This window comes from Streptosporangium sp. NPDC053982, from assembly GCF_055585205.1.
Genome location: NZ_JBVJKQ010000006.1, coordinates 205,296 through 231,308 on the forward strand (window position 1 = coordinate 205,296; position 26,013 = coordinate 231,308).

At 73.7% G+C, this 26,013-nt stretch carries 24 protein-coding genes; 13 read left to right on the forward strand and 11 right to left on the reverse strand.

Annotated elements, in window-relative coordinates; genetic code table 11:
- Nucleotides 1-7 precede the first annotated feature (7 nt).
- Nucleotides 8-670, reverse strand: coding sequence for a Uma2 family endonuclease (locus tag ACZ6W9_RS12580; protein WP_389955843.1), 663 nt, complete (start codon nucleotides 668-670; stop codon nucleotides 8-10).
- Nucleotides 671-839: 169 nt separating this feature from the next.
- On the opposite strand from ACZ6W9_RS12580, the gene miaB reads away from it, so the two are divergent.
- The 3 genes from miaB (at nucleotide 840) to ACZ6W9_RS12595 (ending at nucleotide 4,239) form a co-directional block, all read left to right on the forward strand.
- Nucleotides 840-2,357, forward strand: coding sequence for a tRNA (N6-isopentenyl adenosine(37)-C2)-methylthiotransferase MiaB (miaB, locus tag ACZ6W9_RS12585; protein WP_389955840.1), 1,518 nt, complete (start codon nucleotides 840-842; stop codon nucleotides 2,355-2,357).
- Nucleotides 2,358-2,788: 431 nt separating this feature from the next.
- Nucleotides 2,789-3,514 (forward strand): hypothetical protein, encoded by a 726-nt coding sequence (locus tag ACZ6W9_RS12590; protein ID WP_470117731.1) that lies wholly within the window; start codon nucleotides 2,789-2,791, stop codon nucleotides 3,512-3,514.
- Between the two features lie 47 nt (nucleotides 3,515-3,561).
- Nucleotides 3,562-4,239 (forward strand): class III extradiol dioxygenase subunit B-like domain-containing protein, encoded by a 678-nt coding sequence (locus ACZ6W9_RS12595; protein ID WP_389955834.1) that lies wholly within the window; start codon nucleotides 3,562-3,564, stop codon nucleotides 4,237-4,239.
- Between the two features lie 78 nt (nucleotides 4,240-4,317).
- On the opposite strand, the gene ACZ6W9_RS12600 is transcribed toward ACZ6W9_RS12595, so the two are convergent.
- A complete protein-coding gene (locus ACZ6W9_RS12600) occupies nucleotides 4,318-5,247 on the reverse strand; it encodes a ribonuclease Z (protein WP_389955831.1) in 930 nt (309 codons plus the stop codon).
- Between the two features lie 19 nt (nucleotides 5,248-5,266).
- Here ACZ6W9_RS12600 and ACZ6W9_RS12605 point away from each other — a divergent pair, with 19 nt between their 5' ends.
- Nucleotides 5,267-5,788 carry a methylated-DNA--[protein]-cysteine S-methyltransferase gene (locus ACZ6W9_RS12605; RefSeq protein WP_470117734.1) on the forward strand — a complete coding sequence of 174 codons (522 nt, stop codon included), beginning with the start codon at nucleotides 5,267-5,269 and terminating at the stop codon, nucleotides 5,786-5,788.
- Between the two features lie 227 nt (nucleotides 5,789-6,015).
- On the opposite strand, the gene ACZ6W9_RS12610 is transcribed toward ACZ6W9_RS12605, so the two are convergent.
- Nucleotides 6,016-6,345, reverse strand: a complete 330-nt coding sequence (locus ACZ6W9_RS12610; protein WP_389955826.1) for an antitoxin — start codon at nucleotides 6,343-6,345, stop codon at nucleotides 6,016-6,018.
- 96 nt (nucleotides 6,346-6,441) lie between these two features.
- On the opposite strand from ACZ6W9_RS12610, the gene miaA reads away from it, so the two are divergent.
- The 6 genes from miaA (at nucleotide 6,442) to ACZ6W9_RS12640 (ending at nucleotide 13,196) form a co-directional block, all read left to right on the forward strand.
- Nucleotides 6,442-7,362, forward strand: coding sequence for a tRNA (adenosine(37)-N6)-dimethylallyltransferase MiaA (miaA, locus tag ACZ6W9_RS12615; RefSeq protein ID WP_389955823.1), 921 nt, complete (start codon nucleotides 6,442-6,444; stop codon nucleotides 7,360-7,362).
- A 213-nt stretch (nucleotides 7,363-7,575) separates the two neighbouring features.
- Nucleotides 7,576-8,382, forward strand: coding sequence for a diaminopimelate epimerase (dapF, locus tag ACZ6W9_RS12620; protein ID WP_470117737.1), 807 nt, complete (start codon nucleotides 7,576-7,578; stop codon nucleotides 8,380-8,382).
- Between the two features lie 218 nt (nucleotides 8,383-8,600).
- Nucleotides 8,601-10,880, forward strand: coding sequence for a tetratricopeptide repeat protein (locus tag ACZ6W9_RS12625; protein WP_470117739.1), 2,280 nt, complete (start codon nucleotides 8,601-8,603; stop codon nucleotides 10,878-10,880).
- A gap of 150 nt (nucleotides 10,881-11,030) precedes the next feature.
- The gene (locus ACZ6W9_RS12630; protein ID WP_389955816.1) at nucleotides 11,031-11,789 is read left to right on the forward strand and encodes an SDR family NAD(P)-dependent oxidoreductase; all 759 of its coding nucleotides are present in this window, start codon (nucleotides 11,031-11,033) and stop codon (nucleotides 11,787-11,789) included.
- A 197-nt stretch (nucleotides 11,790-11,986) separates the two neighbouring features.
- The gene (locus tag ACZ6W9_RS12635) at nucleotides 11,987-12,349 is read left to right on the forward strand and encodes a phosphomannose isomerase type II C-terminal cupin domain (RefSeq protein WP_389955814.1); all 363 of its coding nucleotides are present in this window, start codon (nucleotides 11,987-11,989) and stop codon (nucleotides 12,347-12,349) included.
- Between the two features lie 157 nt (nucleotides 12,350-12,506).
- The gene (locus ACZ6W9_RS12640; protein ID WP_470117741.1) at nucleotides 12,507-13,196 is read left to right on the forward strand and encodes an HNH endonuclease family protein; all 690 of its coding nucleotides are present in this window, start codon (nucleotides 12,507-12,509) and stop codon (nucleotides 13,194-13,196) included.
- Here the strand turns inward: ACZ6W9_RS12640 and ACZ6W9_RS12645 are convergent, their stop codons facing one another.
- From ACZ6W9_RS12645 to ACZ6W9_RS12655, 3 genes are all read right to left on the reverse strand, one after another.
- Nucleotides 13,197-13,604: a PepSY domain-containing protein gene (locus ACZ6W9_RS12645; protein ID WP_470117743.1), complete on the reverse strand. Its 408-nt coding sequence runs from the start codon at nucleotides 13,602-13,604 to the stop codon at nucleotides 13,197-13,199. It abuts the gene before it with no gap.
- A gap of 159 nt (nucleotides 13,605-13,763) precedes the next feature.
- Nucleotides 13,764-15,023 carry a sensor histidine kinase gene (locus ACZ6W9_RS12650; protein WP_389955806.1) on the reverse strand — a complete coding sequence of 420 codons (1,260 nt, stop codon included), beginning with the start codon at nucleotides 15,021-15,023 and terminating at the stop codon, nucleotides 13,764-13,766.
- On the reverse strand, nucleotides 15,020-15,700 hold the full coding sequence (locus ACZ6W9_RS12655) for a response regulator transcription factor (RefSeq protein ID WP_470117746.1): 681 nt from the start codon (nucleotides 15,698-15,700) through the stop codon (nucleotides 15,020-15,022). The genes ACZ6W9_RS12650 and ACZ6W9_RS12655 overlap by 4 nt, the downstream gene beginning before the upstream one ends.
- Before the next feature lie 94 nt (nucleotides 15,701-15,794).
- Here ACZ6W9_RS12655 and ACZ6W9_RS12660 point away from each other — a divergent pair, with 94 nt between their 5' ends.
- On the forward strand, nucleotides 15,795-16,382 hold the full coding sequence (locus ACZ6W9_RS12660; protein WP_470117748.1) for a hypothetical protein: 588 nt from the start codon (nucleotides 15,795-15,797) through the stop codon (nucleotides 16,380-16,382).
- Between the two features lie 153 nt (nucleotides 16,383-16,535).
- Here ACZ6W9_RS12660 and ACZ6W9_RS12665 read toward each other — a convergent pair whose 3' ends face one another.
- Genes ACZ6W9_RS12665 through aceB form a run of 5 tightly spaced genes read right to left on the reverse strand, consistent with a single transcriptional unit; the run spans nucleotide 16,536 to nucleotide 22,978 of the window.
- On the reverse strand, nucleotides 16,536-17,276 hold the full coding sequence (locus ACZ6W9_RS12665; protein WP_362928302.1) for an IclR family transcriptional regulator: 741 nt from the start codon (nucleotides 17,274-17,276) through the stop codon (nucleotides 16,536-16,538).
- A 29-nt stretch (nucleotides 17,277-17,305) separates the two neighbouring features.
- Complete coding sequence (locus ACZ6W9_RS12670) at nucleotides 17,306-18,544, reverse strand: (Fe-S)-binding protein (RefSeq protein WP_389955799.1); 1,239 nt, start codon at nucleotides 18,542-18,544, stop codon at nucleotides 17,306-17,308.
- 1 nt (nucleotide 18,545) lies between these two features.
- Nucleotides 18,546-19,895: an FAD-binding oxidoreductase gene (locus tag ACZ6W9_RS12675; protein WP_470117750.1), complete on the reverse strand. Its 1,350-nt coding sequence runs from the start codon at nucleotides 19,893-19,895 to the stop codon at nucleotides 18,546-18,548.
- Nucleotides 19,895-21,352 (reverse strand): FAD-linked oxidase C-terminal domain-containing protein, encoded by a 1,458-nt coding sequence (locus ACZ6W9_RS12680; RefSeq protein WP_389955794.1) that lies wholly within the window; start codon nucleotides 21,350-21,352, stop codon nucleotides 19,895-19,897. The genes ACZ6W9_RS12675 and ACZ6W9_RS12680 overlap by 1 nt, the downstream gene beginning before the upstream one ends.
- A 39-nt stretch (nucleotides 21,353-21,391) precedes the next feature.
- Nucleotides 21,392-22,978, reverse strand: coding sequence for a malate synthase A (gene aceB, locus ACZ6W9_RS12685; protein ID WP_389955792.1), 1,587 nt, complete (start codon nucleotides 22,976-22,978; stop codon nucleotides 21,392-21,394).
- A gap of 592 nt (nucleotides 22,979-23,570) precedes the next feature.
- Between aceB and iscB the strand changes: the two genes are divergently transcribed.
- Nucleotides 23,571-24,926 (forward strand): RNA-guided endonuclease IscB, encoded by a 1,356-nt coding sequence (gene iscB / locus ACZ6W9_RS12690; protein WP_470117753.1) that lies wholly within the window; start codon nucleotides 23,571-23,573, stop codon nucleotides 24,924-24,926.
- Entirely contained in the window at nucleotides 24,926-25,729 is an 804-nt protein-coding gene (locus ACZ6W9_RS12695; protein WP_470117755.1) for a DUF4097 family beta strand repeat-containing protein, read from the forward strand. Before iscB ends, ACZ6W9_RS12695 begins: the two co-directional genes overlap by 1 nt.
- The last annotated feature ends 284 nt before the right edge of the window (nucleotides 25,730-26,013 follow it).

The following is a 26,013-nucleotide window of genomic DNA, read 5'->3' on the forward strand; positions in this document are numbered from 1 at the left end:
CGGAGTGTCAGATCCGCGCGAGACCCGCCGGGTCGAGTGTCAGTTTGCACGGTTCGGTCAGCTCGGCCACCCCTCCGGCGGCGACCCGGTGGACGAGCCGGTAGCCGCCGTCCTCGTCGAGCTCGTAGGTGAACACGATCGGCAGTCGCTCGTTGCCCTGTCCCTGGAAGGGGAGCATCTCGATCCGCCAGAAGTGGGGGATGCCCGCCTCGGCGTACTTGGAAGGCTTCAGCCTGCGGTCGGTCGCCGTGGTGGACCTGGAGACGATCTCCACGACCAGGTGGACCCATTCGGGCTGGGCGACCTCGGCTCCTTCGCTGAAGGGCTTCTTCTCCACCAGCATCACATCGGGGATGACACCCGGCTTGCGATCCAGGATCAGGCCGGTCGCGGTGACCGCGACCATGTCCTCCGGTGCGACGGACTCCAGGTAGGTCTGTAGCCGGTCTCCGAGGCGCTGGTGCCTGAACGGTGGGGCAGGGGACACGATGAGGCTCCCGTCGATGAGCTCGTAACGACTGCCGTCGTCGCGTGAGTTGAGCTCGAACCACTCATCGACACTGAGCTCCCCGGGGGTGGACCAGAGGCCGTTCCGCTTCGGCGCCGCCTTCTTCCTGTGAGGCTTGTTGGCCTTCACCGGCGCCTCCGAGGTCTGCACGAGCATCGCCATACGGCTCACCGCCCCAAATGCTCTGTCGGTCGAGTCTTATTCTCGCACGCGGCTTCGGGCCCCACCCTAACAAGGATCATTACTCTCCGTTTGTTTTCCCTTACCGAAAGTGCGGTGGGTGGCGGCCGTACCGGGAGGCCGCGCGGAGCGCCTACCCTTGTCTGTTGAGATGACTGCCACCGTGGAGAGCACCCGCACGTACGAGGTCCGTACCTACGGGTGCCAGATGAACGTGCACGACTCCGAGCGCCTGTCGGGCCTTCTCGAAGACGCCGGATACGTCCCGGCGCCCGAGGGGGAGACGGCCGACGTGGTCGTGTTCAACACCTGCGCCGTCCGGGAGAACGCCGACAACCGGCTTTACGGCAACCTCGGCCACCTGCGTCCCACGAAGGCGGGCAGGCCCGGCATGCAGATCGCCGTGGGCGGCTGCCTGGCCCAGAAGGACCAGGGGGAGATCGTTCGCAGGGCGCCCTGGGTGGACGTGGTGTTCGGCACCCACAACATCGGTTCGCTGCCGGTGCTGCTGGAGCGGGCCCGCGTCCAGCAGGAGGCGCAGGTCGAGATCAAGGAGTCGCTGGAGACCTTCCCCAGCACGCTGCCCACCAAGCGGGAGTCCGCCTACGCCGCCTGGGTGTCGGTCTCGGTCGGCTGCAACAACACCTGCACGTTCTGCATCGTGCCGTCGCTGCGCGGCAAGGAGAAGGACCGCCGCCCCGGCGACGTCCTGGCCGAGGTGCGCACCCTGGTGGGCCAGGGGGTCCTGGAGGTCACGCTCCTCGGCCAGAACGTCAACACCTACGGCGTGGAGTTCGGCGACCGCTTCGCCTTCGGCAAGCTGCTGCGCGCCTGCGGCGACGTGGAGGGGCTGGAGCGGGTCCGCTTTACCAGCCCGCACCCGGCCGCCTTCACCGACGACGTCATCGCCGCGATGGCCGAGACGCCCAACGTGATGCACCAGCTCCACATGCCGCTGCAGTCGGGCTCCGACCGCGTCCTGAAGGCGATGCGCCGCTCCTACCGCGCCGAGCGCTACCTCGGCATCATCGAGCGGGTCCGCGCGGCCATGCCGGACGCCGCCATCTCCACCGACATCATCGTGGGTTTCCCCGGCGAGACCGAGGAGGACTTCCAGGCCACCCTCGACGTCGTGCGCGCCTCGCGCTTCGCCAACGCCTTCACCTTCCAGTACTCCATCCGGCCCGGCACGCCCGCCGCCACCATGGACGACCAGGTCCCCAAGGAGGTCGTGCAGGAGCGCTACGAGCGCCTCGTGGCCCTGCAGACCGAGATCTCCTGGGAGGAGAACGGGAAGCAGGTCGGCCGGACGATCGAGGTGCTGGTGGCCGAGGGTGAGGGCCGCAAGGACGAGGCGACCCGCCGCCTGTCCGGCCGCGCCCCCGACAACCGCCTGGTGCACTTCACACCGAGCTCCCGGGACGGCGACGCCGCCGGGACGCCGCGCCCCGGTGACATGGTCGCCGTCGAGATCACATACGCGGCGCCGCACCACCTGGTCGCCGACGGCCCGATGCTGGGCCTGCGCCGTACCCGCGCGGGCGACGCCTGGGAGGCCCGGCAGGCCGCCCCGGCCGCCTCGGGCGGGGGCGTCCTGCTCGGCATGCCGGCGATCGGCCGGCCCGCCCCGCTCCCGCAGGAGACGCCGGGCTGCTCCGTCAGCCCCTGAACCGCGTGGGCCGATCCGGCCCACCTCCTTCCGTACGGCCCGCCGCGGCGCCTCCGCGCGGCGGGCCATCGCCCCTCTCCACCGCCGCTCTCCCGTACGGTCCCTCTCCGTACGGCCCGCCGCGGCGTGTCCCGCGCGGCGGGCCGTGATGGTCCTCCGGCGGTCTTTTCCAGTCCTCCGCCGTTCTTTTCCGGTCCTTCACACGATCGTCCCGGATTCCGCCCACCCGGTGCGGAACCGCCCGCCGAGCCGCCGGTCGGGGCGGATTTCGGGGGCCGCGCCGGGTCGTCCCTGGTCGTCGGCTCCACCGATGACAAGTCGTGATTTCGTTGTGATCAGTGTGCGATCACACCATTCCTGTGGCTAGTGTGGTCCGGCGCCCGCGGAAGCCGTGGAGGTTTCCCCCCGATAACCGCAGGGAGTTGTTCCGAATGCGCGTCCCCTCATCTCCGGGTCACCCTCAGCAGCCCGGAGACCACGTCCCCTCGTCTCCGGGCCACCCCCGACAGTCCGGAGACCCCATCCCCTTCTCGCCGGACCACCCCCGGCGGCTCGGAGAGACCGAGATCCTCGCCGGCCCCGCCGGTGAGCCCCTCCCCGCCGGTGAGCCCACCGGCAAGCCCGCCCCCACCCGCAGGCGGAAGCGCGGTCCGGCCATGACCGTCGCCTCCGCCGTCGCAGGGGTGGCGGTGGCCGCCGTCGTGGGCGGCGGCATCGTCTTCGCCGTCGCCGGCGGCGACGATCCCGCCGGCCCGTCGGCGCCGAACGGCACCGGAACCAGCCAGGAAGCCGGCCAGGACCCGGCCTCCGGCGAGTCCGGCCGGCAGTCCGGAGACGTCTCCTCGGACGGATCCGGCGAATCCGAGGCGTCCGACGGATCCGGTGATTCCGGCGGATCCGTCGGAGACGCCGGACCGGGCACGGAGCGCGCCGCGGGTGGCGGCGACGGCGCGGCCACCGGAAGCGGCTCGCAGAGCGGCTCCCGCTCCTCGAACGGTGACACGACCGGTAAGACCACGACCGGTAAGAAAAGCTCGCCCGCGCCCGCCAAGGAGCACCAGAGCGGCACCGGGTCGTCCTCGGGCGAGGACGGCTCCGTCGACCCCCGCTCGGACGGCCCTCCCGGATCCGTCCCCCCGAACGGCCCCAACGGCTGACGGCGGCCACCGGCGGCGGCCGGCACCCGATCCCTTAGTCTGGCCGGGTGCTTGCCGCCGCCGCCGTGTGTCCTCACCCGCCGCTGCTGGTCCCCGAACTCGCCGGCGCCGCGGGCCCCGAGCTCGACGACCTCCGGGCGGCCTGCGCGGCCGCGCTGGACGCGCTGCGCGACGCCCGCCCCGACCGGATCGTGGTGGTCGGCGGAGCGGACCTGGCCGGAGAGCACGGGGCCGGCGCCGCGGGGAGCCTCGCGCCCTGGGGCGTCGACGTCCGGGCCGGTGAGGGTGAGCCGGTCCTGCCCCTGTCCCTGACGATCGGGCGCTGGCTGCTCGACCGGGCGGGGATGGCCGCCTCGTCCTTCCACGCGGTGCCGTTCGACGCCTCGCCGGCGGAGTGCGCCGCGCTCGGCGCGCGGCTGGCGGACGGACCGGGCCGGGTGGCGCTGCTCGTCATGGCCGACGGCTCGGCCCGCCTGACGGAGAAGTCCCCCGGTTACCTCGATCCCCGCGCCGAGCCGTACGAGGCCGCGATCGTCGGCGCGCTGGCCCGGGGAGACGTCCGGGAACTCGCGGCGCTCGACCCGGGCGAGGCCGCGGAGTCGCAGGTGGCCGGTCGCGCGGCCCTTCAGGTCCTCGCCGGGGCGGGCGGTGCGCCGTACTCCGAGGTGCTCTACCACGCGGCCCCCTACGGCGTCGGCTACTTCGTCGCCCGCTGGACGGGATGACCCCGTCGCTCGCGGAACGGGGCGGAAGCCGGTGGCCGCGACGCGGAACCGGGACGGTCATCGGCCATCGGTCATCGGTCATCGCTGGTCGCGGCGCGGGACCGCGACACGCATCAGGTCGTGGGCGAGCACCACTTCGCCGTCGAAGGCCAGGCGCGCCTCCTCCGTGAACCGGGGCTCGTCGGCGGCGTCGTAGCGTTCGGAGACGTGGGTCAGCACCAGGCGGCGCACCCCAGACTCGGCGGCGACCCGGCCGGCCTGGGCGGCGGTCAGGTGGCCGTACCGCGCGGCGAGGTCCGACTCCGAGGACAGGAACGTGGACTCGATCACCAGCAGGTCCACGCCCTCGGCGAGCGCGAGGACGCCGTCGCACAGCGCGGTGTCCATGACGAACGCCGCGCTCTGGCCGGGGCGGGGCTCGCTGCACTCCGAGAGGAGCACGACCGACCCGTCAGGGGCGCGCACCGAGCCCTCGCGCTGGAGTTCGCCGACCGCCGGGCCCCGGATGCCGCGCTCGGCGAGCCGCCCGGGGAGCATCCTCCGGCCGTCCGGCTCGTCGAGGCGGTAGCCGTAGGACTCGACGGGATGGGAGAGCGGCCGGGCGGTCAGGGTCACCGGCCCGGCGTCGAAGGCCGGCGCGGAGCCCGAGAGCGGGCACTCGTCGATCACCGAGGTGTCGGCGAAGACGCTGGCGTGGCGCAGCCGCCGCCAGTAGGTCTCGCCGCTCGCCGGGTAGGCCGCCCGGACCCGGTGGGTCACACCGTCCCTGGCGATGCGCTGGACGACGCCCGGCACCCCCAGGCAGTGATCGCCGTGGAAGTGGGTGACGCAGATCCAGGTGACGTCGTGGGAGCCGACGCCGGCCCGGATCATCTGGCGCTGGGTACCCTCTCCCGGATCGAACAGGAACCCCTCACCATCCCATCTCAGGAGATATCCGTTGTGGTTACGGTGGCGGGTGGGGACCGCGCTTGAGGTGCCGAGGACGACGAGTTCGCGAAGGGACACGGTGCACATGGTAGGAACGGTGGCGTTCGGGAGCGTCCCGACCCCGCTGGGGGACATGCTGGCCGCCGTCACCGAGGACGGGGTGGCGGGCGTCGGCTGGAGCGGCGGCCGCGACGGGGAGCTGCGGGAACGGCTGCTGCTCCGACTGGGTCTGGCCGAGGCCGGCGACCCCGCGCGTACGGCCCCGGTGCTGGACGAGCTGGCCCGCTACTACGCGGGGGAGTTGCGGACGTTCTCCTCGCCGGTGGACTGGCGGCTGACCACGCCGGTGCAGCGCAGGGTGCTGGGCACCCTGTACGAGACGGTCGGGTACGGCGAGGCCGTGACCTACGGCGAGCTCGCCGCCCGCAGCGGGACGGGCGTCCCCGCGCGGGCCATCGGCTCGATCATGGGCGCCAACCCGATCCCCGTCATCGTCCCCTGCCACCGGGTCGTCGCCGGGAACGGCCTGGGCGGTTTCAGCGGCGGTGAGGGCGTGGAGTCCAAGCGGTGGCTGCTGACCCTGGAGGGCTACCTGCAGCCGATGCTCGACTGGGGCTGACCGGCTCCGGTCGGATGAATCGGTCGGCCGGTCAGAAATCGGGCAGGACAGGGCGCCGGACGGGACCTCGGAACCGTCCGGAGACGGGTGCCGGACAGCGGAACCGTCCGGAGACGGCGGGCCTCCGGGGTGCCTGACGCCGTGGCCGGAGACCTTCGCCGGACGGCGCCGCCCCGGCGGAAACCGGTGTCGGGCCGGACGGGCCCGGTGAGCCTTCCCGGTGGCGGCTAGGGCGCCGGGGGCGCTCCGGGGCGGCCCGGGGCAGGCGGCGCGTCGGTGTCGGTCTCGGGCCGGCCGGGCGGCGTGCCGTGCTCGCCGTATCCCGCGGCGGTGCCCGCCTCGCCGTACCCCCCGGCCTGACCGGGCTCGCCGGGCCGGGCGGTCATCTTCTCGGCGGCCTCCCGCGCCTTCTGCGCGGCGAGGTCGATCTTGTCGTCGTACTTGCCGCCGCTCTTCTGCCTGGCCATCTGCTCGGCCTTGTCGATGCCCTTCTGGGCGAACTCCCCGGCCCGCGGGTTGCCCCGCAGCATCTCCTTGAGTTTCTGCATGATCGACATGGCTGCGTCCCCCTGTTCGACGTGACGTGACGTGACGTCAACCGCATGCATACCCACGGGGCTCGCCCATACCCCGGAGGTTGACACACTTGTCCTGTGCGTCAGCTACCAGTCATCGCCGTCGTCGGACCCACGGCGGCCGGAAAGTCGGACCTCGCCGTCGATCTCGCCCTCCGGCTGGGCGGCGAGGTGATCAACACCGACTCCATGCAGCTGTACCGGGGCATGGACATCGGTACGGCGAAGCTGACCCCGGCGGAGCGGCGAGGGGTCCCCCACCACCTGCTCGACGTCTTGGACGTCACCGAGACCGCGAGCGTGGCCGAGTACCAGAAGACGGCCCGGCCGCTGATCGAGGAGCTGCGGGCGAAGGGGACCGCGCCGATCCTGGCGGGCGGGTCCGGGCTGTACGTGCGGGCGGCCCTCGACCACCTGGAGTTCCCCGGCACCGATCCGGAGGTCCGCGCACGCCTTTCGGCCGAGCTGGAGCGCCTCGGCCCGGCCCCGCTGTACGAGCGGCTGCGCGGGAGCGACCCGAAGGCGGCCGCGGCGATCCTGCCGGGCAACGGCCGCAGGATCGTCCGCGCGCTGGAGGTCATCGAGATCTCCGGGCGTCCCTTCTCGGCCACGATGCCCTCCTACGACGCCGTCTACGACAGCGTGCAGATCGGCGTCGAGGTGCCGAGGGACGTGCTGGACGAGCGGGTGGCGCTGCGCGTGGAGCGCATGTGGGAGGCCGGACTGGTGGACGAGGTGCGGTCGCTGCTGCGACGCGGCCTGGCCGAGGGCCGTACGGCGAGCCGCGCGCTGGGCTACGCCCAGGTGCTGCGTCTCCTCGCCGGCGAGTGGACCGAGGAGGAGGCGAAGGCCGAGACGGTCCGGGCGACCCGCAGGTTCGTCCGCCGCCAGGAGTCGTGGTTCCGCCGCGACCCGCGGGTGGTGTGGCTCCCGCAGGAGGATCCCGGCCTGCTCGACCGCGCGCTGGCCGTGGTGGAGGACGCTCCGCCCACGAGGTGACCGGCCGTCGTGGAGGTGCCGCGGAGGCGGCGCGCGACGGCCACCGGAGGGCGCCGCGTCCGCGAGACGACCCCGGGCACGCCCGCGGCCGGCCGGGCCCGGCCCGGGGCGCACCCGTGAGGCGACCTCCGGGCGTGTCCGCGACGGGCCGGGCCCGTCCCGGGGCGCGCCCGCGATTCTCTCCCCGATCCGGGGCGTGCCTACAGTTGGGACATGCGATTCGTGAAGGGCCACGGCACCGAGAACGACTTTGTGATCCTCCCCGACCCGGACGGCGAGCTTGAGCTGACGGCGGCGAGGGTGGCGGCGCTGTGCGACCGGCGCGCCGGGATCGGCGCCGACGGCGTGCTGCGCGTGACGCGGACGAAGCTCGTCCCCGAGGTGGCCGGCCAGGCCGGCGAGGCCGAGTGGTTCATGGACTACCGCAACGCCGACGGCGGCATCGCGGAGATGTGCGGCAACGGGACACGCGTCTTCGCCCGCTACCTGGTCGAGTCGGGCCTGATGGACGAGGGCGAGTTCGGCGTGGCGACCCGTGGCGGGGTCAGGCGGGTACGGCTGGCCCGCGGCGGCGACGTGAGCGTGGACATGGGGGCACCCCGGGTGCTGGGCGAGAGCCGGGCGGTCGTGGGGGGCCGCGAGTACGAGGGCGTCCGTGTCGACATGGGCAACCCGCACCTGGCCTGCGTGATCGGCGACCCGGTGGCCGGGCTCGACCTGACGCGGCAGCCGGCGTTCGACCCGGAGGCCTTCCCGCACGGGGTGAACGTCGAGCTGCTCAACGCGGTGGGTCCGCACCGGATCGTGATGCGGGTCCACGAGAGGGGGGTGGGCGAGACGCGGTCCTGCGGGACAGGCACCGTGGCCTCGGCGGTGGCGGCCGCGCGGCTGGCGGGGGAGAGCACCGGCACCTGGGAGGTGGAGGTCCCCGGCGGCACCCTCACCGTCACCCTCGACGAGCACACCAGCCACCTCGCGGGACCCGCGGTGCTGGTCGCCTCGGGCGAGATCCTCATCTGACGGCGGCCCGGGCGGCGGGCCAGGCGATGGACCGGATGACGAGCCGGGCGGCGGACCGGGCGATGGACCGGATGACAGACCCGGCGATGGACCGGGCGGCGGACCGGATGACGGACCGGACGGCGAAAGGGACACGAGCGGACCGGCCGGGGCATCGGACCTGGCGAGATGGTCAAGTCGTTTGGGGCACGGTCGCCGACCTGGCAGACTGACGTCCCATGGACGTGGACATCTGGTCCTGGGTCGGCGACACCCAGCGGCAACTGCACGAAGCCGGGAACACCGGTCTGGCAATGGCGATCGGCGACGTGCCCGCCCAGGCACTGGAGGGCCGGTACGCGCAGCTCGACGTGCTCGCGCCGGCCATCGCCCAGCAGGCGGGAACGATGGGGCTGCCCTGGCTCGAGTTCTACGCCCGTTACTGGCACCTGATCGGCCGGGTCGGCAACCGCGCCCAGGGCGCGGTCGCCCTCGCCGACGCCGAGGCGCTGGCCGAGTTCGCCCGGCGCGAGGACGTCCGCGACTGCCCGTCGGCCCCCGGGGCCGTCCTGGCGCTGGCCATCGCGCAGGCGAACACCGACGGCCCCGGCTACGCCGCCGAGCGGCTCTCCTCCCTGGGCGCCCTCGACGTCGCGCCCGCCTCCCCGGCCTTCGCCGCCGTGGCCGAGCAGCACGTCGCCGCCCTGATCGACGCCGGCCGTCCGGTGGAGGCCGTCGCCCACGCCGAGGCCGCCGTGGCGGCGCTGCGCGAGGCCGGCCGCGAGGCGAGCTGGGAGCTGGGGGCCGCCTCGGCCCGCGCGCTGCTGGCCGCGGGGCGCCCGGAGGACGCGCTGACCGCGCTGGACGCCGCGGCCGACTTCAAGCCCGACGACCCGGTGGCCAAGGCGCACCGCGAGGGCGTGCTGCGGGCGTTCACGCTCGCCACCCTCGGCAGGACGCCGGAGGCCGTCGAGGCGCTGCCCGACCTCGACGTCGTGGCCGACCACCCGCGGGTGTGGGTGGAGTGGGCGCGGGCCATCCGCCTCCTCTCCGGCTCGGAGCAGATCACCAACAGCTGGCAGCTCGGCCGGGTCCTCAAGCAGTGGATCGACTACTTCGCCATGATGGGCGGCCACCGCGCCCGGGTCGAGCTCGCGATCATCGCCGGTCACCTGGCCGTCGCCCGGCAGGGCGTCTGGCAGACCCGGCTGCTGGCCGACCTCGCCGAGTCCGCGGCCGGCGAGCTGCGCGAGTCCGGTGACGTCGCCGGACGGGTCGCCGAGCTGCGTGCCGCGGGCGACGCGGCCACCGCGCTCCCGGCCCCCGGCCCCGAGGCCGAGCTGGTCGCCTACTTCGACGCGGCCGACGGCTTCAACGCCGACCCCGAGCGCTGGGTGGGCTGGCTGGCCCCGCTGGCCGGGCGCGACCTGGAGGCCACCCGGCGGCAGACCACCACGATGGGCTTCCTCGGTTATCCCGGCCAGGGCGCCGACACCTACTGGACCCTGCTGGTCGACTCCGGCGACGCCGCGACGGCCGATCCGGAGGACATCGGCTACATCACCGGCCTGCTGGTCGAGGCCCGCCAGGACGAGCGGCTGGAGCAGCTGGCCGAGCTGCTGCCCGCCGCGCAGCGCCACCTGGCCCTGGGCCGCCTGCACCGGGCGCGGGAGCGCTGGGAGCAGGCCGCCGCGGAGGCCGAGGCGGCGGTGACCGCCGGTGGTGCGGGCATCGAGGCGAGGCGGCTGTGGGCCGGCGCCGTACAGCAGGCCGGTGACAACGCCAAGGGCGCCGCGATCCTGAAGGAGGTCATCGACTCCGAGGAGACCGAGGCCGAGGACGTCTGGCGGATGATCACCATGGCGACGGCCGCCGAGGACTGGGAGACGGTACGGCTGGGCGCGGCCAAGGTCGGCATGCCGCTGCAGTCGGCAGAGGGGCCGATCGAGGAGGAGCTGGGCCTGGTGCGGGTCATCCTCCCCGCGCCCGACGGCAGCCAGCGGGCGGTCATCAGCCTGCGCACCGGCCCGGCCACGGCCCGCCTGGCCATCCCGCAGCCTCCCGGCATGGACTACAACGCCGGCGACCTCGTCGTCTTCGACCCGCAGCTGCTGGAGCCGATCCCGGAGAAGCCGGAGGAGCAGGAGAGCTTCATCCCGCCGTTCGCCGCGGTCAGCATGCTCCGTCCCGGCGGCTACACGAGCTGGTTCTTCGACGGCGCGGCGCCGAGCGAGGCCGACTGGGCCGAGTTCAACGAGGTCCTGGCCGAGCGCGGCTGGCCGATGTGGGTCTACAGCGACGAGAACTACACCGTGACCAACCCGGCCAACGGCGAGCGGATCCCCGGGGTCTTCGGCTGGATCGCGGTCCCGCCGAACGTGACCCCGACCGAGGTGGACGCCCTCCTCGACGACGCCACCGAGCGCTGGGTCCACCCGCTGGCCTGGCTGGACCTGGCCAGGTCGATCGACGTCGAGGTGGAGCGGCACGAGCGCATCGTCAAGGAGTACGGCCTGTAGAAGCCCGAGGCTCCGGGTCCGAGGCCCGGAGCCTCGGACCCGGCGCGCCGGGCGCACATCGACCGCCCGTGAGGGAAAGCCCCCTCACGGGCGGTCGGCGTTCACCTCTAGAATCTCGTTCGGTAATTACCGCGAGTGAGGGGGAACCGGATGCTGGACCGATTCCGGCTGGACGGCAAGGTCGCCATCGTCACCGGAGCCTCCTCGGGGCTCGGTGTGGCGTTCGCCCGTGGCCTGGCCGAGGCGGGCGCGGACATCGTGATCGGCGCGCGGCGCACGGAGCGCCTGGACGGCACCCGCGCGCTGGTCGAGGAGACCGGCAGGCGGTGCGTCGCCGTACAGACCGACGTGACCAGCCCCGACGACTGCCGCAGGCTGGTGGAGACCGCCGTCGCCGAGCTGGGCGCGGTGGACGTCCTGATCAACAACGCGGGCGTCGCCACGGCCGTGCCGGCGCTCAGGGAGACCCCCGAGCAGTTCCGTCGGGTCGTGGACGTCAACCTGCACGGCACCTACTGGATGGCACAGGCATGTGCCCAGGTCATGCGCCCCGGCTCCTCGATCGTCAACATCGGCAGCATCCTGGGGGAGACGACGGCCGGGCTGCCACAGGCGGCCTACAGCGCGTCCAAGGCGGGTGTCATCGGCCTCACCCGGGACCTGGCCCAGCAGTGGACGGGCCGCCGGGGCATCCGGGTGAACTGCCTGGAGCCGGGGTTCTTCGCCTCGGAGATGACCGAGCAGTACGCCCCGGAGTACATGGCCCGGCAGTTGGAGACGCGGGTGCTGATGGGCCGCGCGGGAGACCCGGCCGAGCTCGTCGCCGCCGCGGTCTTCCTCGCCTCCGACGCCGGCTCCTACGTGACGGGCGCCGTGATCCCGGTGGACGGCGGGATCCTCGTCACCTGACCGGCGCGGGGGTGAGAGGCGGCCGTGCGCGCCGGGGCGGGCGCCTGTCCGGCCGCGACGGCCCGGTACGGGGGCGGCCGTGCATGCCGGGGCCGCCCGCCGTACCCGTGGCGCATGTGCGCTCGTCACGAAGGCATGCGAGAGTGCCTCTTACCCGAGTCACCCGACACGCTTGGGTGAGAGTGGATGGAGGAGAGTTGCAGCAGATCGATCGGCTCGGTGCGGTTGTACGGGATGAGCGCCCCTGGGGTGGTTTCGAGCGGTACACGCTCAACGAGCAGTCCACGGTGAAGATCATCGAGGTGGCGCCCGGCCAGCGGCTCAGCCTGCAGCGGCACGAACACCGCGACGAGCTCTGGGTCGCCCTCGACCCCGGCGCGGTGTTCGAGATCGACGGCGAGCGGATCGAGCCGGCGGTCGGCGACCGCGTGCTGATCAGGGCGGGCCAGACCCACCGCCTCGGCTCCTCGGGGCCGGCCGTCCGGATCATGGAGATCGCCTTCGGTCACTTCGACGAGGACGACATCGAGCGGCTGGAGGACTCCTACGGCCGCGCCTGAGCCGCCGGGGAGACCGGGGGAGACCCAGGAAGATCAAGGGACGAAGTATGACGAAGCGGGAGATGTCCTCCCGCTTCGGGCTCGCCACCGCGTTGAGGTTTTGATGACCACCTGTCGGTGGTGGGGTACTTTGCCAGTTCATGGGTAACGAAGCGGTGTGAGAAGTGGCATAGTGCGATCGGCGACGGTGCGGGGTGCGGTCGCCGCGATGACGGCGTTCACGCTGGCCGGCTGCGGCGGTCTGACAGGGGCGGCCCCCGGCGGCACGCAGGACGCGGCCGCGGGGAAGTCCGCGGCCCAGGCGCTCAAGGATCTCGACAGGCTGCAGGTCAAGGGCCGGGCCCCGATGACCGGCTTCGACCGCGACGAGTTCGGCCCCGCCTGGTCGGACGTCGACCACAACGGCTGCGACACCCGCAACGACATCCTCAAGCGCGACCTGAAGGACGAGAAGTTCAAGGCGGGCACCCACGACTGCATCGTGGTGAGCGGCGTCCTGGACGACCCCTACAGCGGTAAGACGATCAAGTTCGAGCGGGGCCAGAAGACCAGCTCGGCGGTGCAGATCGACCACGTGGTCGCCCTCGCCGACGCCTGGCAGAAGGGCGCTCAGCAGTGGCCGGAGAGCAAGCGCAAGGAACTGGCCAACGACCCGCTGAACCTGCTGGCCGTGGACGGCCCGCTGAACGGCCAGAAGGGCGCGGGCGACGCGGCGACCTGGTTGCCGCCGCGCCGCGCCTACCGGTGCGCCTACGTCTCCCGTCAGGTCCAGGTGAAGATCAAGTACGACCTGTGGGTGACGTCCGGGGAGAAGGACGCCATGCGGACCGTCCTGAAGTCCTGCTGATCAGTCGTCGAGCTTCCGCTTGACCCGGGTGACCTTCCCGGAGGCGGCCGACACGTGGACCTCGTACTCCCAGCGGCCCTTGCGCAGCTCGACCTTCCAGACCCGGCGTCCGTGCTCCCACTCCCGCTCGACCTCGGTCACCCGGGCGCCGGGCACCCGCTTCCGGGCGATCCGGATCGCCTCGCGGTAGGAGATGCCCGCGGTGGCGGCGGTCGCCGCGGCGGGCACCACGGTGGTCGCCGTGCCGGTCGTCGAGGCGGCCGTCGTGGTGGTCGTCGAGGCGGCGGAGAGGGGGGCGCCGGCCGCGGGCCGGGCGGCGGCGAGGACGGTGCCGCCCTCGCCGAACAGGAGGGCTGCGGTGGTCGCGGTGGCGGCGGTCGCGAGGGCGACCTTGGTGATCTGTCTCATGTGTCTAGATTCGCCGCGATCACGATAGCGCCGCGCTAAGCCCGCCCTAAAACAAGCCGAGCCCCGGGGCGCTCCGCGAAACGAGCCGCGCCCCGGAGGACCACACGAAACGAGCCGCGTTTCCGGGCCGCTCCGAAAAGCGGGCCGCGCCCCGGAGCACTACGCCCCGCCCAGCAGGAGGACGACGCTCGCGCCGCCCGTCGCGGAGGCGCCCAGGGACAGCGAGCCGCCCGACGACTCGGCCGTGCGGCGGGCGATGTCGAGGCCGAGACCGGTCGATCCGGCGCCGCTCCTGCCGCGTTCCGCGGGCGCGGCGGTCCCGGTCCCGAAGCCGGGCCCGTCGTCGGACACGGTCAGCAGCGCCCCGCCGTCCGCCGTCGCCAGCCGTACGGCGAGAGCCGCCCCCTCGGGCGTGTGCGCGAACACGTTGCCCAGCAGCGCGTCCACGCAGGCGGCCAGCTCGTCGGCGGGGACCGCGACGGGGAGCGGCCCCGGGGCCAGGTCGAGGTCGAGCCGGCGGGCCTGGTCCTCGGCCAGCACCGACCAGAACGCGACCCGGGCCGAGACGACCGCCGCCGCGTCGCAGCCGGCCCGGTCCCGCGTCCGCCGTCTGGCCTCGACGATCACCGAGGTGACGGCCCGCTCCAGGGCGTCCACCCGGGCCTCGATCCGCCTCGCCTCACCGGGGTCGGCCAGCGACTCCGCCTCCAGCCGCAGCCCGGTCAGCGGGGTGCGCAGCCGGTGGGAGAGGTCGGCCGCGTTCTCCCGCTCCTCGGCGAGCAGGCCGGTGATGCGCTCGGCGAGGTGGTTGAGCGCCAGTCCGACCGCCCGCACCTCCGGCGGGCCGCCGGGCACGGTCCTGGCCGCCAGGTCGCCGCGGGCCAGCCGGTGCGACACCCCGGCCAGGGCCGAGACCGGCCCGGTCACCGCGCGGGCCAGCCGGTCGGCGACCAGCACGCCGAGCCCGGCCAGGGCCACGCCGAGGGCCGCCAGCCCGGCCCACACCCGCGCCACCCCCTCGGTCAGGTCGGCGTCGCTCAGGTGGACCCGCACCACGGCCGTGCCGCCCGGCACGCCCTGGACCGCCACCAGGACCTCCCTACCGCCCGGCACCGCCGCCGTGACGCTGCGGCCCCGGGCGGCCAGCTCGACGGCGGGGGAGCGCCGGGCGGGGGCGCCGACCACCCGTCCGTCCGGGAGGAAGACCGTCACCGGGTGCGCCGCCCGCTCGGTGCCGAGCCGCAGGGTCTCGGCGTCCGCCGAGCCGACCGTCACGGCCACCGAGTCGGCCTCGCTCCCGGCGGCGCTCATCGCCCGGCCCTCGGCCGCCGTGCGGACCAGCAGCGCCAGCGGGACGAGCAGGGCGATCAGGACGAGGGAGGTGGTCGCCGCGACCAGCAGGGCCAGCCAGCGCCTCATGCCGGGGCGGCCAGCCGTACGCCGACGCCGCGCACGGTGTGCAGGTATCGGGGGGCCGCGGAGGTCTCGCCCAGCTTGCGGCGGAGCCAGGAGAGGTGGACGTCCACCGTCTTGTCGGCCCCGCCGTAGGGGATCTGCCAGACGTGGGTGAGCAGCTCCCGCTTGGTGACCACCTCGCCGGGCCGGGAGGCCAGGTAGTGCAGCAGCTCGAACTCCTTGGGGCTGAGGTCCAGCGGCGCGCCGTCCAGGCTCGCCTCTCTGGTGCGGGCGTCCACCCGCAGACCGCCGACGGTCACCGCGCCGTCGGCGCGGTCCGTTCCGGCGCGCCTGAGCACCGCGCGGATCCGGGCGTCGAGCTGGGCGGCGGTGAACGGCTTCACCACGTAGTCGTCGGCTCCGGCGTCCAGCAGCCGGACCATCTCCGCCTCGCCGTCCCTGGCGGTCGCCACGATCACCGGGATCCGGCTGACCGCCCGGAGCATGCGCAGCAGGTCGAGGCCGTCGAGGTCGGGCAGGCCCAGGTCGAGCACGACCAGGTCGGGGCGCTCCTCGACGGCCAGGCGGAGGCCGTCGAGGGCCGCGGCGGCCGACGCCACCGCGTGGCCCCGATCGTGCAGGGCGCGGGTGAGCGAGACGCGGATCACGGCGTCGTCTTCGATGAGCAGCACATTGGACATTTGCCGCAACGGTAGCCCGGTTGCGACCCTCGGCATAAGCACGTTATCGACCCCTTAACCACGCCTTAGCGATCGTGCTGGGAGAGTGGGACCCGTGAGCAGGCGCATTCCCCTCGCCGCCGCCGCGGGCTGGCTGATCACCGTCGTCATCGCGACCGGGGCGGGTGTCACGGTGATCGGTGTCCTCGGCGAGCCGCTGGCCGACTCCGCCGGACGTCCGCTGTCCGCGCGGGAGGTCCGCGAGGCCCTCGCCCGCGCGACCCCGGCCGCCGTGCCCCCGGGCGCGGATCCCACCCCCTCGGGCGGCCCGACCGCCGCCGGGTCCGGGTCCGCCGCCCCGGCCGCGTCTCCGACCGCCGGGCCGACGGCCCTCAGCCCGACGACCGGCGGGCCGACGACCGCCGGGCCCGCGGACGCGGGGACGCCACCCACCCCCGCCGCCGGGGCGTCGCCCGGCCGCAGCCGGCTGATCGCCACGGCCGGCGGGAACGTGATCGCCCGCTGCGACGGAGGGCTGGTGACCCTGCGGTCGTGGAGCCCGGCGCAGGGCTTCCACGTCGACAAGGTGGACCGGGGGCCGGACCGCCGGGCCCGCGTCGAGTTCGAGTCGGAGTCCGGCGAGGTGAAGGTCGAGGTCCGCTGCTCGGCCTCGGACGCCCCGGTCCACACCCTCGACGACTGACTCCGCGCCCTCCGGCGGCGCCGCGTTCGTCACCGCGCCCGGCCCTCCTCGCAGCCCGGCGCGCGGGCGCCGCCGCCCGCGTTCTCCGCGAGCCGGGTACGGGGCCGATCCGGGCCGGCCGCGAACCCGCCGGCCGGAAGCCGAGCCGGACGGTCAGAAGCCGAGTTCGGCGCGGAACGCCTCGGCGATCTCCCGCATGCCCCCGGCCAGTTCCTCCCGGTCCAGGGCGTCGATCCGTTCGGCCGGTCCGGACACCGACATCGCGGCCACGACCCGTGAGCCGTCGCGCACCCCGACGGCCAGGCAGTGGACGCCGAGCTCCTCCTCGCCCAGGTCCGTCGCGTAGCCGCGCTCACGCACCCGCCCCAGCTCGGCGAGCATGCCGGGAAGGTCGGTGATCGTGTTGGCGGTCCGCCGCGGCATGCCGGTCCGTTCCACGATGGAGGCCACCTCGGTGTCCGGCCGCGCGGCCATCAGGACCTTGCCCACGGCGGTGCTGTGCGGCAGCACCCGCCTGCCGACCTCGGCGAACATCCGCAGCCGCCGCGGCGAGGGCACCTGGGCGACGTAGACCACGAAGTCGCCCTCCAGCACCGCGAGGTTGGCCGTCTCGCCGGACAGCTCGACCATCTTCGCCAGGTACGGCTGCGCCCAGGCGCCGACCATGCGCTCGGCCACCCCGCTGAGCCGCAGCAGCGCGCCGCCCAGCGCGTACCGGCGGCCCTCGTCCTGGCGCACGTACCCGCGGTCGACCAGCGCGCGCAGCAGCCGGTGGATCGTCCCGTACGGCAGGCCCGTCCCGGCGGCGATCTCCGACAGCGTGGCCTCGCCGCCCCGCTCGGCCAGCGCCTCCAGCACGTCCAGAGCCCGGTCGACCGACTGCACGCCGCTCATGCGCTTCTCCTGTCCGATCCGTCCCGCCCTCAGGGCACCTTCGCCAGGCCCCGCAGGGAGGCGTCCAGGACCTGCGCGGTGTGCGCGACCGGCAGTTCCGGGCCGCCCCGGCGGCGCAGGGCCGCGGTGACCTGCATGGTGCAGCCCGGGTTGGCCGAGACCAGCAGGTCGGCGCCGGTCTCCAGCACCCGCGCCGCCTTGCGGTCGCCCAGCTCGCGCGCGGCCTCGGGTTGCAGCAGGTTGTAGGTGCCCGCCGAGCCGCAGCACACGGCGGACTCGGCGACCTCCCGCACCGTGAGACCCGGGATGGCCGCCAGCAGCGCGCGCGGCTGTGACCGTATCCCCTGGGCGTGCGCCAGGTGGCAGGCGTCATGGTAGGCCACCGAGAGCCGCAGCGGGTGCCGCGGGGCCACCGGGCCGAGGGCGGCGAGATACTCGGCCAGGTCGGCGGTCCGGATGGCGGCCGCCCGTTCGGCCCACTCGCCGCCGAGGATCTCGGCGTACTGCTTCATCGTCGAGCCGCAGCCCGCCGCGTTGACCACCACCGTGTCCACGCCGGCCCGCTCGAAGGCGGCGATCGTCCGGCGGGCGAGCCGTACGGCCTGCTCCTCACGTCCCGCGTGCAGCGACAGCGCCCCGCAGCATCCCTGCGACGGCGGGATGACCACGTCGCAGCCCTCCATCGCGAGCACCCGGGCGGTGGCCGCGTTGACCTGCGGGAAGAACTCGCCCTGCACGCACCCGGTGAGCATCCCGACCGTGGCCCTGCGCCGGCCGACGGCCCGGACCCGGCGCGGCAGCCGTACCCGGTCCGGCACGTCGGGGGCGAGGCCGGCCATGGCCGCCAGGGACGGGTTGATCCGCTCCAGACGCGGCGCGATCCGGCGGCGCGCCCCCGCGGACAGGCGCAGCGGCAGCCGCAGCGCCCGCAGCCGCCGGGGGTAGGGGAAGAGCCGGAAGACGATCTCCCGGAGCGCCCGGTCGGCGGGCTCCCTGACGTGCTCGCGCTCCACCACGGCGCGGGTCTGTTCGATGAGGCGGTCGTAGCGCACCCCGGAGGGGCAGGCGGTCACGCAGGCCATGCAGCCCAGGCACGCGTCGAAGTGCCCGGCCATCTCCGGGGTCATCGGGGTGCCCTCGACGTGCTGGCCCATCAGGTGGATCCGGCCGCGGGGGGAGTCCATCTCCTCGCCCCACAGCACGTACGTCGGGCAGGTCGGCAGGCAGAACCCGCAGTGCACGCAGTCGGCGATCAGCTCGGGGTCCATGTCAGATCCCTCCTGGGAGGCGGCCGGGGGACATCCTGCGATCGGGGTCGAGGCGCTCCCTGACCCGCCGCATCAGCGGCAGCGCGCTCACCGGCCCCCAGGGGTCGACGGCGGTCATCAGCGAGGGCGGCGCGGCGACGACGGTCAGCCTGCCGCCGAGTCCGGCCATGCCGTCCCTGACCGACGTCACGAACCCCGCGAACTCCGGCGCGGCGACGCCGGAGGGCAGGCCGGCCCGCAGGACGCCCGACGCGACCGATCCGCGCACCCGGGCGGGCACGCCGCCCGCCGCCGCGGCCCGCAGCGCGCCGGCGGCCCGGCCGGGCGGGAACCGCAGTTCCAGCAGCGTCTCCTCGCCGGGCGGCGCACCCCACCACGCGGGCGCCTCACCGGCGATCCGCGCCGGGCCGTGGACGTCCAGCAGGTCCCGTACGGCGCGCGCCCGCTCCTCGGCGGCGCTCCCCTCGACCAGGACGGCGAGGGAGGGCTCCCGGCCGGGGCCGGGCAGGTCCGCCTCGATCGCGCTCGGCTCGGCGGGGGAGGCGGCCAGCAGCCCGACCAGCGCGTCCAGCCTGGCCGTCGCGTCCGGATCGGCGGCCGACGAGCCGGAGACGGGCGGTTCCGCGACGACCCAGCGGCGGGCGGGCGGCACGGGGCCGAGGCGGAAGACGGCCTCGGTGATGACGCCGAGCGTGCCGTGGGAGCCGGTGAACAGCTTGCCCAGGTCGTATCCGGCGACGTTCTTGACGACCTTGCCGCCCGACGTGGCGACGGTGCCGTCGGCCAGCACGACGGTGACGCCGATCAGCAGGTCGCGGGCGGTGCCGTAGCGGAACCGCAGCGGGCCCGCCTCGGCGGTGGCGAGCGTGCCGCCGACCGTGGCGCCGCCGTCGGGGACGTCGAGGCAGAGCCGCTGGCCCCGTTCGGCGAGGACGGCGGCCAGCGTCTCCATGGTCGTGCCCGCCGTGACCCGGACGATCAGGTCGCCCGCGGCGTGTTCCGGTGTCCCGTCGAGGCGGCGGGTGCCGATCGCGAGGTCGCAGCGTTCGGGCGGCAGGCCCCGGTTCGGCTTGGTGCCCCCGCCGGCCGGGACCACGGCGAGGTCGTGCACGGCCGCGTGGCGCAGCAGGGCGGCGACCTGCTCGGTGCTCTCCGGCAGCGCCGTCCAGCGGGGACGGACGACGGACACGGCGTCGCCGGGCCCGGCCTCCCGGACCGCCGCCCCCGTCCCGTACGGCGCCGCCCGGTCCGGGGCCGTCCGCCGGGACGCCGCCTGCCGGGCCGCTGTCTCCTGTGACGTGGTCCCCTGTGACGTGGTCCGCTGTGGCGCGTCCTCGCGCCGGCCGTCCATCAGAACTGCTCCGCCCGTCCTGACTCGACCAGCGGGTGCGCGCCCCTGCGGACCCCGGGGACCTCGCCGCACAGGCGGGGGGTGGGGAAGACCTTGCCCGGGTTCGACAGGCTCCGGGGGTCGAAGGCGCAGCGCACCCGCTGCATGGTGTCGAGATCATCTTCTGAGAACATCTTCGGCATATATCGGGATTTGTCCACGCCGACGCCGTGTTCACCGGTGATGGACCCGCCGTGCTCCACGCACAGGTCCAGGATCCGCCCCGATACCAGCTCGGCCCGTTCGGTCTCTCCGGGCCGGGCGTCGTCGAACAGCACCAGCGGGTGCAGGTTGCCGTCCCCGGCGTGGAAGACGTTGGCCACCCGGATGCCGTGCTCCCGTGACAGCCGGTCGATGCTCGCCAGCACCCCGGGCAGCGCGGTCCGCGGCACCACCCCGTCCTGCACGATGTAGGCGGGGCTGATCCGGCCCACCGCGGCGAAGGCCGACCTGCGGCCCTTCCAGATCGCGTCGCGCTCCTCCTGGCCGTCGGCGGTCCGCAGCTCGAACGCGCCGGTCTCCCGGCAGATCCGGGTCACCTCCTCGTACTGGCGGGCCACCTCCGCGGCGGGTCCGTCGAGCTCGACGATGAGCACCGCCCCGGCGCCCTCGGGGTAGGCGCAGGCCACCGCGGCCTCGGCCGCCTCGATCGCCAGGGCGTCCATCATCTCGATGGCGGCGGGCACGATGCCGCCGCCGATGATCGCCGACACCGCCCGGCCGCCCCGCTCGATGCCGTCGAAGGCGGCCAGCAGCGTCGTCACGGCCTCCGGCGCCCGCGTCAGCCGTACGGTGACCTTGGTGGCGATGCCGAGCGTGCCCTCCGAGCCGACGAACACCCCCAGCAGGTCGTAGCCGGGGTCGTCGTCCGACAGCTCGACGATCTCGCCGTCGGGGGTGACGACCTCCAGGCCGAGCACGTGGTTGACCGTGAAGCCGTACTTCAGGCAGTGCGCGCCGCCGGAGTTCTCCGCCACGTTGCCGCCGATCGAGCAGACCTGCCGGCTGGAGGGGTCGGGCGCGTAGTAGTAGCCCAGGTCGCGCACGGCCTCGGTGATCGCGAGGTTGGTGACCCCCGGCTCCACCACGGCCCGCCGCGCGGCCACGTCGACCGACAGGACACGCCGCATCCTGGAGGTGACGATCAGCACCCCGTCGGTGCGGGGCAGCGCCCCGCCCGACAGGCCCGTGCCGGCGCCCCTGGCCACGAACGGCACGCCGTGGTCGCCGCAGAGCCGTACCACGGCCGCGACCTGCTCGGCCGTCTCCGGCAGCACGACGACGCCGGGGACGGCCCGGTGGTGGGTCAGCCCGTCGCACTCGTAGGTGCGCAGCCGTACCGGATCGGTGATCACCGACCCGCGGCCGAGGACCTCCTCCAGCCGCCGGGTCAGCTCCGCGAGCGGTTCCGCCGCCATCGCTCCTCCCTCCCGGATCTCCCGTGCGGTCACGCCGCCTCAGGGCATCCGCGCGTAGGCGGGCAGGGTCAGGAACTCGGCGAAGTCGTCGTCCAAGGCGACCTCCTTGAACAGAGCGGTGGCCTGGTCGTAGCCGGCCTCGTCGTAGCCCGGTTCGGCCTTGATCCGGCCGAGCTCCTCGTCGATGATCCGCTCGACGAGCTCCCTGGTGACCACGGCCCCGGTGTCGGCCAGCTCGATGTCGTTGTGGATCCACTGCCAGATCTGCGACCGGGAGATCTCCGCCGTGGCGGCGTCCTCCATCAGGTTGTGGATCGCCACCGCGCCCTGCCCGCCCATCCAGGCCGCCAGGTAGCGCAGCGCCACGTCCACGTTGTTGCGCAGCCCGGCCTCGGTGATCTCGCCCGGCGTCTTGGAGACCGACAGAAGGTCCTCGGCCGTCACCCGGACGTCCTCGCGCAGCCGGTCGAGCTGGTTGGGCCGGTCGCCGAGCACGCCGTCGAACACCTCGCGGCAGATCGGCACCAGGTCGGGGTGGGCCACCCAGGACCCGTCGAAGCCGTCGCCCGACTCGCGGGTCTTGTCGGCCCTGACCTTCTCCAGCGCGACCCGGTTCACCTCGGGGTCCCGGCGGGAGGGGATGAAGGCCGCCATGCCGCCGATCGCGTGCGCGCCCCGCTTGTGGCAGGTGCGGACCAGCAGCTCGGTGTAGGCGCGCATGAACGGCGCGGTCATGGTCACCGCGTTCCGCTCGGGCAGCAGGAACTCCCGGCCCCGGGTGCGGAACTTCTTGATCACGCTGAACAGGTAGTCCCAGCGGCCCGCGTTGAGGCCGGCGGAGTGCTCACGCAGCTCGTAGAGGATCTCCTCCATCTCGAACGCCGCAGGGTAGGTCTCGATGAGGACGGTCGCCCGGATCGTGCCGCGCGCGATGTCCAGCAGCTCCTGGGCCCGGACGAACACGTCGTTCCAGAGGCGGGCCTCCAGATGCGACTCCATCTTCGGCAGGTAGAAGTAGGGGCCCCTGCCCTTGGCGAGCTGCCGCCGGGCGCAGTGGAAGAAGTAGAGGCCGAAGTCGACGAGCGAGCCGGAGGCCGGGGAGCCGTCGACGACGACGTGCTTCTCGTCCAGGTGCCAGCCGCGCGGGCGAACCACGACGGTGGCCAGCTCCTCGTCCGGACCGAGGGCGTAACTCTTGCCGCCGGAGGAGAAGTCGATGGCCCGGTCAAGCGCGTCGCGCAGGTTGAGCTGGCCGTTGACGGTGTTCTCCCAGGTGGGGGCGTTGGCGTCCTCGAAGTCGGCCAGCCACACCTTCGCCCCGGAGTTCAGCGCGTTGATCGTCATCTTCCGGTCCACCGGACCGGTGATCTCCACGCGGCGGTCCACCAGGCCGGGCGCGGGCGGGGCGACCGTCCACTCCGACTCGCGCACGTGCGCGGTCTCGGGCAGGAAGTCCAGGGTGCCGCCCGCCGACAGCTCCGCCTGCCGCTCCTGGCGGGCGCGCAGCAGGTCGAGGCGGCGAGGGCCGAACTCGCGCTGGAGGGCGGCCACGAAGGCCAGCGCCTCCGGCGTGAGGATCTCGTCGAACCTGTCCGCCATGGGGCCGGTGATCTCAACGTCGTCCATACGCTTCCTTTCCGTATTATTTTCCGTATCGTGGAAAATCAATTCTGAGATGTGGAATAGACGCTACTGGGCGGGTCCCGGCCGGTCAATGGTGGGGTTTTCCTCAGGGTGGGCTCGGGGGAGTCCCGGATGCCCCCGCTCACCGGGCCGTGTGAGAGTTGTGCTCGACTCCCCCGCCGCGGGGAGCGGCCGGGCGGGCGAAGCGCTTCCGCGAGCCGAGGTGTGCCGAGGAAAGGGACCCGTCAACGACCCCCTTTTGAAAGAGAGGGCTTCCAGGTGCAGTGATGCGCCGTGAAGCCCCGCGTTGACCAGCCCGAGTCGATCATCTTGAAGGAGGTGCATTCGATTGACGACGTTTCCCGTAGGTGAGCGGACCCACCGTGCCGTGCTTCCTCAGCGGCACGCTCTGGAATCGGTGAGAGCAGACAACCCCGGGGGTGGGGACGAAACGGCTCACCGACTCCCGGCCCTGCCGGGCACCGGCGTGGAACAGGGGCGAGGGGAGATCGGAGCAGGCGGCACCCGCTCGCTCCGGCGTCACCCCGAGGGCGCCTCGGCGTCCGAGGGAGCGAACCGTGAGGTTCACCCGGCCGTGTTCGTCCTGGACAAGCGTGGCCGTCCGCTGGATCCGTGTCATCCCGCCCGCGCCCGCCGCCTGCTGGCGTCCGGTCGGGCGGTGGTGGTGCGGCACACCCCGTTCGTCATCCGGCTCAAGGATCGCCTCGCCGCCGACTCCGCACTCCAGGGCGTCAAACTCGGTATCGACCCCGGCTCCCAGCACACCGGCATCGCGGTGTTCACCGAGCATGGTGGGAGCCGTACCGGCGCCTACGCCCTCCAGCTCGACCACCGAGGCGGCCGGATCCGTGACAAGCTGAAGGCGCGGGCCGCCTACCGGCGGGGGCGGCGGTCGCGCAACCTGCGCTACCGCGCGCCCCGCTTCAGCAACCGCACCAGACCGAAGGGGTGGCTGGCGCCGTCTTTGCGGCACCGCGTGGACACGACCATGTCGTGGGTGGGCCGTCTGAGGCGCTGGGCGCCGGTCACCGCCGTTCATGTGGAGCGGGTCTCCTTCGATACCCATGCCCTGTCGGCGGGCAGGCCGCTCGAAGGAGTGGAGTACCAGCGGGGCACGCTGGCCGGATACGAGGTCCGCGAGTATCTACTGGCCACATGGGGGCGCGCCTGCGCCTACTGCGGCGCGAGCGGTGTGCCGTTGAACATCGACCACATCCACCCGCGCGCCCGAGGCGGCTCCGACCGGATCGCCAACCTCACCGTGGCGTGCGTCCCGTGCAACCAGGCCAAGAACGCGCACCCCGTGGAGAAGTTCCTCGCCGCTGAGCCCGCCCTGCTGGCGAAGATCTTCAAGCAGGCGAAGGCTCCGCTGCGGGACGCCGCCGCCGTCAACGCCACCCGGTGGGCGCTGTGGCGGGCCTTGCACGCGACCGGCCTGCCGGTTACGGCGGCCTCGGGCGGGCGCACGAAGTGGAACCGTTCCCGGACCAGCGCGCCGAAGTCCCACACCCTGGACGCGCTGCATGTCGGCCGTTTGGAGACGGTGACGGGCTGGCCGTCGGCGGTCCTGGTGGCCACGGCGACCGGGCGTGGCACCTACGCCCGCACCCGCGCCGACCGCTACGGCTTCCCGAGACTGCGGCTGCCCCGGACCAAGCAGGTCAAGGGGTTCGCCACCGGCGACCTGGTCCGGGCCAACGTCCCGGCGGGCAAGAAGGCCGGAGTCCACACCGGCCGCGTCGCGGTCCGCTCCACCGGCAGTTTCAACATCACCACCCGCCACGGCACCGTACAGGGCATTCACCACCGCCATGTGCGGCTGCTCCAACGAGCCGACGGCTACGGCTATGCGACCCACCCCGAAGCGCGGCGCCGTGTCGCGTTTCCTCCCGGCCCTGAAGTACCGGGTTTCCACGCTGGAGGAAGTTGATGAAGAAGAACCTGGTCGTCGCCGGGGCGATGCTGGGCGCCGTCGCGCTGCTCTCCGGCTGCGGGGCCGGCATCGGCTTCGGCCCGTCCAATCAGGACGTCGTCTCCTACGACGTCGCCGGTTCCTTGAAGTCCCTGGACGTCACCACGAACTCGGGGGACATCGTGGTCAACGCCTCCGACCGGCAGGGCGTCCACGTCACCGAGACGCTCCGTTGGCGCGGCAAGAAGCGTCCCGAGACCGAGCACCCGGTCAGCGGCGGCACGCTGACCCTGCGCCAGAACTGCGCCCGCGACTGCGAGGTCCACTACAGGGTCGAGATCCCGAAGGGGCTGGACGTCACGACCGACACCGGCTCGGGCACCATCACCCTGCGCGGCCTGAAGGGGGCGAAGGCGATCGCGAAGACCGGCTCCGGCGACATCGAGGCCGGCTCCTCGGAGGTCGGGGAGCTCACCGCCGAGACCGGCTCGGGCGCCGTCACCCTGCGTGGCCTGAAGGGCGAGGGCGTGCGGGCCGAGAGCGGTTCCGGCGACATCGACGCCCGCTCCCTGACCGCCCGGACGTTCACCGCCGAGAGCGGCTCGGGGGCGGTCGAGGCGGGGTTCGCCGACGCGCCGGACCAGGTCACCGTCAAGGCCGACTCGGGCGACGTCACCCTGCGGCTGCCGCGGAACACCTACGCGCTGACCCTCGACACCGGTTCCGGCGACAAGACCGTCCAGGTCGGAAACGACTCGGCCTCCCCCAGGAAGGTCGAGGCGCGCACCGGCTCGGGGAACATCGACGTCCTGCCCTCGTGAAACGGCCCGTACGGCGGGCGGCGGCGCGGGTCCCCGCTCATGGTGCGGCTCCCGGCTCACGGCGCGGCTCCCCGTTCATGGCGCGGGTCCCCCCTCACGGCGCGGGTCCCCCCTCACGGCGCGGATCCCGGCTCACGGCGCGGATCCCGGCTCACGGCGGTGGCCCCCGGTGAAACGGCCGGTCCGCCGCGGGTCCCTACCGCGAAACCGCCGATAACCGGGTGAGAATGGCGGTGCCCGCGTGGCACCATCGAGGGAAGATACCCGGAGGGTTCAGGCGTTGT